Below are 8,254 nucleotides of genomic sequence, written 5' to 3' on the forward strand. Positions count from 1 at the left end.
TCTGCATCTTCGCAACATGAGGAGATGCAAGATGAACTGCATGACAGACCGGGTCGTCGCCATCACCGGCGCAAGCAGCGGCATCGGCCGCGCCACGGCCATGACGCTGGCGGGGCATGGCGCAAGTCTGGCCTTGGCCGCGCGTGGGGCCGAAAACCTCCGGTCCGTGGCCGAGGAAATTAAGGCAGCGGGCGGCCGCGTCGTCACCCTGCCGACGGACGTCAGCGACCGTGCCTCCGTTCAGGCGTTCGTGGACAGCGCCTGCGCGGCCTTCGGCCGGATCGACGCGCTTATCAACAATGCCGGGATCGGCCCGATCTCTCCGCTCGACGCTCTGCAGGTGGAGGATTGGGATCTGATGGTCGACATAAATCTCATGGGCGCGCTCAACGTTCTGGCCGCCGTCCTTCCTGTGCTCAGGCGCCAGGACGGTGGACATCTCGTCAACGTGGTGTCCGTGGCGGGACTGCAGGGCGTCTCGCCCCGTATGGCGGTCTACGCCGCAACCAAGAACGCCGTAAGGACAGTTGGCGAGGGACTTCGGGCCGAGGCTGGGCCGAATCTTCGTGTCACCAATGTCTCGCCCGGGTTCGTCAAAACCAACTTCGCTGGGTCCATGTCGGACCCGGAGGTACGGGCGGCAATCGAGGCACGCATGGAGGAGATCGGTCTCTCGCCCGAAGCCGTTGCCAACGCGATCCTGTTCGCGGTCTCGCAGCCGGACTCGGTAGAGATCGGCGACATCACCATCCGACCATCCGCTCAGGGCTGACAAACGAGCCAAGGCGTGCCTGGAAGCCTGGACTACCCGAGCTGTCCGACCTGCCTCAGGCGCGCGGCGGCGAAGTCGAGGAAGCTGCGGACCTTCGCCGCCGCACGCCGACCTTCGACATGGACCAGATGCACCGGCAGAGCGGCGGGCTCGTACGCATCCAGCACGGTGCGCAGGTTCCCGGCTTCGATGTCCTCCGCAACCTGGTAGGACAGGGCGCGGGTCAGTCCCCAGCCCTGTCTTGCGACGTGGATCGCGGCCGCCACGCTGGTCATCGCAAGGCGCGGCGCGACCTTCACCGCCTGCGCCTCGTCCGGTCCGAAACGCCAGATCCCTGACGCGGTGTCGGTCGGCGTCGCGATCAGCTTGTGCCGTGCCAGATCGCGTGGCACCTCTGGCGTACCCTGCGCGTCGAGATAGCCGGGCGCGCCGCATACGACCCGCCGCACCGTTCCGACCTTCAGTGCGGTGAGGTCCGAGGACGGGAGCGGACCGATCCGGACCGCAACGTCAATGCCTTCCTCGATAAGGTTCACCACGCGATCGACCATGAGAACTTCAGCGCTGACCCCTTCGTGTGCATCAAGGTAGTCGGCGACCAGCGGTGCCACATGCAGCCGCCCGAACTCCTGCGGACAGGTGATGCGCAACTTGCCGACCGGCCGTTCCGCCGCCCCGGAGGCCGCGTCGTCTGCCACCTGAAGGCGTTCGAGGATGTCGCGCACCTCTTCAAGGTAGGCCCGACCGACCTCGGTCAGCCGTACGCTGCGCGTGGTGCGTGAGAAGAGCCGCGCGCCCAGCGCCGTTTCCAGATCCCCGACGCCACGCGTGGCAGACGGAGCGCTCAGGCCGACCGCGCGGGCGCCGCCGGCAAAGCTCTCGGCCTCGGCGACGGCCACGAAGACTCGGAGCGATTGCAGTCGATCCACGGAGCTTTATTCCTTCAGTTTGTGAAATTGTCAGCTTCGCACTGCGGCCATTCCTTCGGATATCGATCATCTCCATCTCTCCTGGCAGACACAAGCCAGGATCGAAAAGGAGAAAGTCCATGTGCGCAGAGACTGTCCAGACCGCCGCCCCCGTGCGCCTTTTTCGTAACCCGAAATCCGGTCACTGCCATCGGGTCGAACTGATGATGTCCCTTCTCGGCGTCCCCTATGAAACGGTTGACCTCGATATGGCGAACGGGGCGCACAAGGCCCCGGATTACCTACAGATCAGCCCCCTGGGGCAGGTCCCCGCGATCGACGACAACGGCGTCACCATGGCGGATTCCAACGCCATTGTGACCTATCTCGTCCTGCGCTACGGCGAGGCCGACACTTGGCGAGGCCGCACGCCCGTAGAGGCGGCGGAGATCCAGCGCTGGCTGTCCATCGCGGCGGGCGAAATCGCCGCGGGCCCCTGCGCGGCGCGGCTCGTCACCGTGTTCGGCGCCACGCTCGACCACGACGCGGCCAAGACCGGCGCGCACGCTCTTTTCCGGATGATGGAGCAGCATCTGGATGGCCGCGACTGGCTCGCCGCGGATCGGCTCACGCTCGCCGATATCGCGGGCTACAGCTACATCGCGCACGCTCCGGAAGGTGGGGTCAGCCTGTCCCCCTATCCGGCGATCCGTGCATGGCTCGGACGCATAGAGGCGCTACCGCACTTCGTCGCGATGGCGCGTTCGCCCGAGCTGGCCTGACTGGACCGTACCGCGACACATCCAGACCCGATGGAGAACAGGACCATGTCCAACCAAACCAATCCGTTCCATGCCGGTGAACTCGAGGCCCAGCGTCGCGCGGGCGTCGAAGACATCGCTGCGTCAAGCCGCGGGTTCATCCGCGGACACATGCCCGACCAGCACCGGGCGTTTTTCGCCGCGCTGCCGTTCCTCGTGATTACCGCCGGCGACACCGAGGGCCGGCCCTGGGTCTCGATCCTCGAAGGTCCGGAGGGGTTTGCCTCCTCGCCCGGTCCGGGGATACTGAAGCTGGACGCGTCGCTGGCCGCGGACGACCCCTTGGCGGACAGCCTTGTCCCGGACCGCCCCGTCGGGCTGCTCGGGATCGAGCTTGCCACAAGGCGCCGCAATCGGCTGAATGGGCGGCTGACCGCGACCACCGGCGGATACACCGTCGCCGTCAGCCAGAGTTTCGGCAACTGCCCGCAGTACATCCATGAGCGGGAATGGCACCGTGCGGAGACCGCTGCCGTGCGCTCCCGGACCTCCGGCCGGCTCGACGACGCTCAAGCGGAGCGGATTGCCGCGGTAGATACCTTCTTCATCGGCTCCGGCCATAGGACGGAACGGCATGGCGCCGCGAATGGCTTTGACGCCTCGCACCGGGGTGGCCCGCCGGGCTTCGTGCGTGTCGAGGACGGCGGCGCGCTGTTGTTTCCGGACTACCCGGGAAACAACTTCTTCAACACGATCCGCCCAAACCGACGCATTCCCAGTCGTGGAAATATCGAACATCGGGCACCGAACGTCATGACGGTCCGCGCTGCGTCGCTCGTGAATGCTGCTTCGAAGTTCCAGTTCGGACCACGAATGGTTGACGGCTCGGTTAGCAATGCGCGGCGAGGCTCGTCAGCTGGATTCCGAAAATAGCCTTTGGTGAGGCACCGATGCGGGACGTTCGACATCTCCGCGAGGAGATGTCGCGCGCCTGAAGACCTTCGTGCAGCGCGTGGCCCTGCAGCATCCTGAAATTTCGTTCTCCCTGAAGTATCCGTCTCAGGTCAAGGCGCTGCAGGCAACGGATGATCCGCAGCGTCGCTGCGGGGACGTTCTGGGATCCGATTTCCGGAACAACGCGACACCGGTGGATGTGCAGTTCACGGCCGATGGAGAGGACTGGGCCCTGTCCGGCTGGATTTTGCCGCTGGCGCCCGGTGGCCGTGCAACGGAACGCTCGCGTGTCTGTTCCGTCGGCCAGTTTCTCTTGGATGTCCCGGAAATCGAGACCGCCGTGAAGCACGTCTGGAAGACCGTTTTCTCTGTCGGAAATCGGAATTTCTCCTATGTTCTTTCGTTGTGTCCCGTGAACGGAACACGGAACGTGAACTACAACGCGCACCCGCAGAAGAAATCCGTGATCTTCCGGGAGGGCGCCGGCATCATGGCGGCGTTGGAAACCGCACTGCACGACGCGCTACGCGAGGATGCGCCGGGGGCTTTCCAGCATAACGTGGTCGCCGGAACGGGAAGCATCCCGGGCGATGCGGTCGACCTCGAGGATGTCGACGGCCCCCTCGGTCGGCCGATTGGCCAGTACAAGCAAGGGTTCATCCTTTCCGAAGCGGCCGGCGGTCTCATTGTCGTGGATCAGCATGCGGCGCACGAAAAGATGCTCATGGAGCGCATGCTGGAAGAAAACAGGGATCCTGATTTTTCCTCGGCGCGGCTGGATAATTCTGTTCTGGTGGCGGATGACATCGGAGCCCAGATGCGGCTCGAGGAGATCGAGGCCGAGCTTGGTGATATCGGCATCGAGCTGCGCCATGATGGCACCGAAACGTACCTGGTTGCGGCGCCGGTTCTCCAGGGAGCCTCGCTGGATCCCGCATCGCTCGTGCAGGCGCTCAGTGAGGAGGTTCCGAGCCGGGACGTGGTCCGTCGCCTGGCCTTCGATCTCGCGAACAAGGCATGCAAGCGCGCGATTAAGAACGGAACCGAGCTCACCCTGGCGCAGATGTCATCGTTCCTTCGGCAAATGGAAGCCATGCCCAGCTCGGCAACCTGCAATCATGGCCGGCCGACGATTCACAGGATCGGGCACAATCAGCTGATCGGGCTCTTCGACCGCGCTGCCTGACAGTTCGGTGTCCCGCCGCGCTTACGCGGGATTAAGTGGACGGTGATAGCCCCGAGGGGAAACCTCGAGGCTTTTTCATGCGCTACGCTGTCTATATCCTGTCATCCGTTCTTGTCACTGCTCTCGTCGCGGCTTTCCTGGCTGCGGCGACGGGGCTCGCATACATTCGCGAGCAGGCCGAGAAGGTGCCTGACCTGGAGCCCCTTCTCGATTACCGCCCGGCTGTTCACTCCTCGGTCTACGATGCCTCCGGGCAGGAGGTCTTCGCGTTCGGGACCGAGCGGCGTGAGCCCACCGGGATCGATGATATTCCGAAGGTCGTGATCGATGCCTTCATCGCGGCGGAAGACCAGAATTTCTGGGAGCATCCCGGTTTCGATGTCCGGGCGATCATGCGCGCCGCACTGGGCAATGCGGTCAGCGGTGAAGTGCAGTCGGGCGCATCGACGATCACCCAGCAGCTGGTGAAGAACGTGGTGCTGACGAACGAGCAGAGTATCGAGCGCAAGGCAGTGGAGGCCCTGGCCGCGGCCGAGCTGGAAAATCTGTTGCCGAAGGAGGCCCTGCTCGAGCGGTATCTCAACGAGATCTACCTGGGGCGCGGTGCCTACGGGGTCGCCGTTGCGGCCGAAACGTATTTCGACAAGGCGCTCGAGGATCTTTCGGCTGGAGAGGCTGCTTTTCTGGCGGGGCTTCCGAAGGCGCCGAGTCGTTTCGGCAGGTCTTCTTCGGCGGCGAAGGAACGGCAAGCCTACGTCCTCGGACGCATGAAGTCGGAAGGATACCTGACCGAAGACGACTACGCGGCTGCGCTCGAGGCGCCTTTGGTCCTGGACGGGGAGCGGGAGACCTTCCTCAAGCAATCGCACTATCTCCAGGCGGCGCTTCCTGAAATCAAGTCCCTGATGGGAAGCGACATGTCCCTGACGGAGGGAGGTCTCGAGATTCACCTGGCGCAGGATCCTGAAATTCAGGAGATCGCGGAGCGTGCGTTGCAGGATGGCCTGATGGCCTACGACCGCCGGCAGGGTGAGTGGAGGGGTCACGTGACCCTGGATCACGAGCCTGCCCTGGATCACTGGCGCGTCGGTTTGCTGATCCGGAAAGACGGTGAGTACAGTGTGTCGTTCGGTCTGGAGTCCGCGCCGCTTTCGAAAGCATCGGTGGACTGGGCGGACAGGTCGGACTCCTCGCTCTCGCCTGGGTCCGCGGTTGTCGTGGAGATTGAAGACGGCGTCGCCGAGCTGCGCCAGGAACCGGATGTCCAGGGGGCTGTTGTCGCAATGGATCCCAGGACGGGACGCGTGCTGGGGTTGAGCGGGGCCTTCCGGGAGGGAGATGCCTTCTTCAACCGGGCAACGATGGCGCGCCGGCAGCCCGGGTCCGCATTGAAACCCTTCATCTACGCGAAGGCCCTGCAAAGTGGATGGGCCCCGAATTCTCCCATTCTGGACGGCGGTCTGGCGCTGGATCCGGGCGCGGGCCAGGCGGTCTGGCGGCCGCGGGATCACGGGTACTCGGACAGTGGATACGTGACGCTTCGAACGGGTCTCGTAAAATCGCGCAACACGGTGACCCTTCGCCTGTTCGATGCGCTGGGCGCGGAGACGGTGGCGGAAACGCTCGAGACCCTTGGCGTGTACGATGCACCCCCGGCGCACGGATCGTTGGCTCTCGGAGCCGAGGAGGCGGCGCTTCTGGACGTGGTGTCGGGTTATGCGGCCCTCGCATCCGATGGACGACCGGTGACGCCGACATTCCTGAACGAGGTGCGCGGGATCGAGGCACCGGAGGCGGACACTGGCGTGCCCAGCGCATCGAACATGGATAGCGATCCGTTCGACGTGCCCGTCTTCGATCCGATTACGTTGACGCAGGTACGCTCGATGCTTCGCGGTGTGGTCGAGCGGGGCACGGCATGGCGGGCGTTCGAGACCGCGGACTACGAGCTTCAGGGGAAGACGGGCACGTCGAACGGATCGAAGGACACCTGGTTCATCGGATTTACCCGAAATCTGCTGGTCGGCGCTTACGTGGGATTCGACGATCCCAGCCCGCTTGGCCGGTACGAGGCGGGCGGACGGACCGCGGCGCCTATTGTTCGCGGCGTTTTCGATAACGTGGCGGAACCCTACCGCGGGAACGACTATCCTTTCCCCGCCGGGGCCGAACTCCGGAAGATCGACCGGGACAGCGGCGTTCCCGGCGCGGGCGATTTCCCTGAAATCTTGCGACAGCAGTCACATTTCACGTGATCCAGGGAAAAATTTTGGAGCGAAGAATGTTTACGGGCGGCGCTGCCTGCGTCGCCCTTGGCTTTCCGTCAACATATTCATCCAGTTGATTTAATTCATTTTTTCCCTTGGTGGGGTCTAATGGTCCATCGCTGACCATCCCGGCGGCAACAGAATTTCGAGGTAAGCTCATATGATAGATCTCTCTTACAGGGCGGCAATGAACGAGCCGCTCATCACGGTCGAGCAGGAAAAGGACGCCATCCGCCGTTGGCAGGAATCCAGGGACGAGGATGCACTGGTGATCCTGTTGCGTTCCCATGCGCGGATCGCGCATTCGACGGCGAACCGTTACTCGAACAACCCGGAACACCAGCGGGACCTGGCCACAGAAGGCATGATGGGCCTGATGAAGGCTGCGGACAAGTTCGACCTCGAGAAGGGCAACCGGTTCGCGACCTATGCGAACTGGTGGGTTCTGACCTTTATTACGAGCGCGCTTCCGAAGGTCGAGGCGGTCATCGATATTTCCTCGCGGACTTTCATCGACACGAAGATGGATCGGGTCAGCGGACCGGACAAGCACCTGGCGCACATGGCCGTCTTCGGGGCGATCAATCTCGATGCGCCGATCAACGATGACGAGGGCATGACCGCGATGGACATGCTGGAATGTCCCCGCATGAACCCCGAGGAGTCGGCGGTGAAGACGTCGGAAAACAAGTACCGGGAGGATCTTCTGAAGGAATGCATGGGCGAGCTGACCGAGCGTGAGCGCGACATCATCATCCGCCGCAAACTGGCACAGAAGCCGGAGACACTGGAGGAAATCAGCCAGAGCCTCGGCGTGACCCGTGAGCGGGTGCGCCAGATCGAAAGCCGGGGAATGTCTCGCCTGAAGCGACTTCTCCAGGGAAAGAACTTCAGCGTCTCGATGCTCAGGCAGTGAGACCCGTCGATCCGAAGCCGCCTTCTCCTCGAGCGGTTTCGGAATCGAACTCGTCGACCTCGTTGAAGACCGGCAAGCCGACGGGCATGAAGACCATCTGGCCGATCCGGTCTCCGGGCCTGATCTCGTGCGGTTCCGTGCCCTGGGGCGTGCGGTTCCAGTTTTCCGCAACGAACGCAACATCATTGATACGCGTATCCGTCGTTGCGATGGATCGCCACGAAGTCGCGAGGTGGGAACGAGCGGGGTTTCTGTCCCGCGGCGCGGAGTTCAAAACTGCCCCTGGTGCGCGGAGAGATGCGACCCTCTAGCCCGCGCGCCTTGGCGATGTCGCCGGAGCGCCAGCCGTGGATGGGCTTGAGCGGGCGGATCTGAGCGGCGCCCACCTTGTTGCGGCGGGGCTGGCCGTGTTTGTCAAACACGCCCTTCTGTCGACCACCCTGACCCTTGGCATAGATAACCAACGGCTTGTCGGTGCGAAGGGTCAGGG

Annotated in this window: 8 protein-coding genes and 1 pseudogene; 6 read left to right on the plus strand and 3 right to left on the minus strand. The window is 63.7% G+C overall.

The features are described 5' to 3' along the window. Window positions 1–31: 31 nt before the first annotated feature. On the plus strand, window positions 32–772 hold the full coding sequence (locus tag SALMUC_RS07755) for an SDR family oxidoreductase (RefSeq protein WP_020038303.1): 741 nt from the start codon (window positions 32–34) through the stop codon (window positions 770–772). A gap of 32 nt (window positions 773–804) precedes the next feature. On the opposite strand, the gene SALMUC_RS07760 is transcribed toward SALMUC_RS07755, so the two are convergent. Next, window positions 805–1,701: a LysR family transcriptional regulator gene (locus tag SALMUC_RS07760; protein WP_020038304.1), complete on the minus strand. Its 897-nt coding sequence runs from the start codon at window positions 1,699–1,701 to the stop codon at window positions 805–807. Between the two features lie 119 nt (window positions 1,702–1,820). Here SALMUC_RS07760 and SALMUC_RS07765 point away from each other — a divergent pair, with 119 nt between their 5' ends. The 5 genes from SALMUC_RS07765 (at window position 1,821) to SALMUC_RS07785 (ending at window position 7,764) form a co-directional block, all read left to right on the plus strand. Continuing rightward, window positions 1,821–2,462: a glutathione S-transferase gene (locus SALMUC_RS07765; protein ID WP_020038305.1), complete on the plus strand. Its 642-nt coding sequence runs from the start codon at window positions 1,821–1,823 to the stop codon at window positions 2,460–2,462. Between the two features lie 45 nt (window positions 2,463–2,507). Continuing rightward, the gene (locus SALMUC_RS07770; protein ID WP_021120036.1) at window positions 2,508–3,374 is read left to right on the plus strand and encodes a pyridoxamine 5'-phosphate oxidase family protein; all 867 of its coding nucleotides are present in this window, start codon (window positions 2,508–2,510) and stop codon (window positions 3,372–3,374) included. Between the two features lie 70 nt (window positions 3,375–3,444). Next, window positions 3,445–4,581: a DNA mismatch repair MutL family protein gene (locus tag SALMUC_RS07775; RefSeq protein ID WP_020038307.1), complete on the plus strand. Its 1,137-nt coding sequence runs from the start codon at window positions 3,445–3,447 to the stop codon at window positions 4,579–4,581. Window positions 4,582–4,658: 77 nt separating this feature from the next. Further along, a complete protein-coding gene (locus SALMUC_RS07780) occupies window positions 4,659–6,836 on the plus strand; it encodes a penicillin-binding protein 1A (protein WP_020038308.1) in 2,178 nt (725 codons plus the stop codon). Between the two features lie 199 nt (window positions 6,837–7,035). Beyond that, window positions 7,036–7,764 carry a sigma-70 family RNA polymerase sigma factor gene (locus tag SALMUC_RS07785; RefSeq protein ID WP_020038309.1) on the plus strand — a complete coding sequence of 243 codons (729 nt, stop codon included), beginning with the start codon at window positions 7,036–7,038 and terminating at the stop codon, window positions 7,762–7,764. Here the strand turns inward: SALMUC_RS07785 and SALMUC_RS31510 are convergent. After that, the gene (locus SALMUC_RS31510; RefSeq protein ID WP_156883429.1) at window positions 7,754–8,038 is read right to left on the minus strand and encodes a dCTP deaminase/dUTPase family protein; all 285 of its coding nucleotides are present in this window, start codon (window positions 8,036–8,038) and stop codon (window positions 7,754–7,756) included. The genes SALMUC_RS07785 and SALMUC_RS31510 overlap by 11 nt on opposite strands. Beyond that, window positions 7,947–8,254: pseudogene (locus SALMUC_RS30355) on the minus strand (RNA-guided endonuclease IscB); the annotation flags it as partial. The gene SALMUC_RS31510 and the pseudogene SALMUC_RS30355, both read right to left, overlap by 92 nt.

The organism is Salipiger mucosus DSM 16094, assembly GCF_000442255.1.
Taxonomy (GTDB): Bacteria; Pseudomonadota; Alphaproteobacteria; order Rhodobacterales; family Rhodobacteraceae; genus Salipiger; species Salipiger mucosus.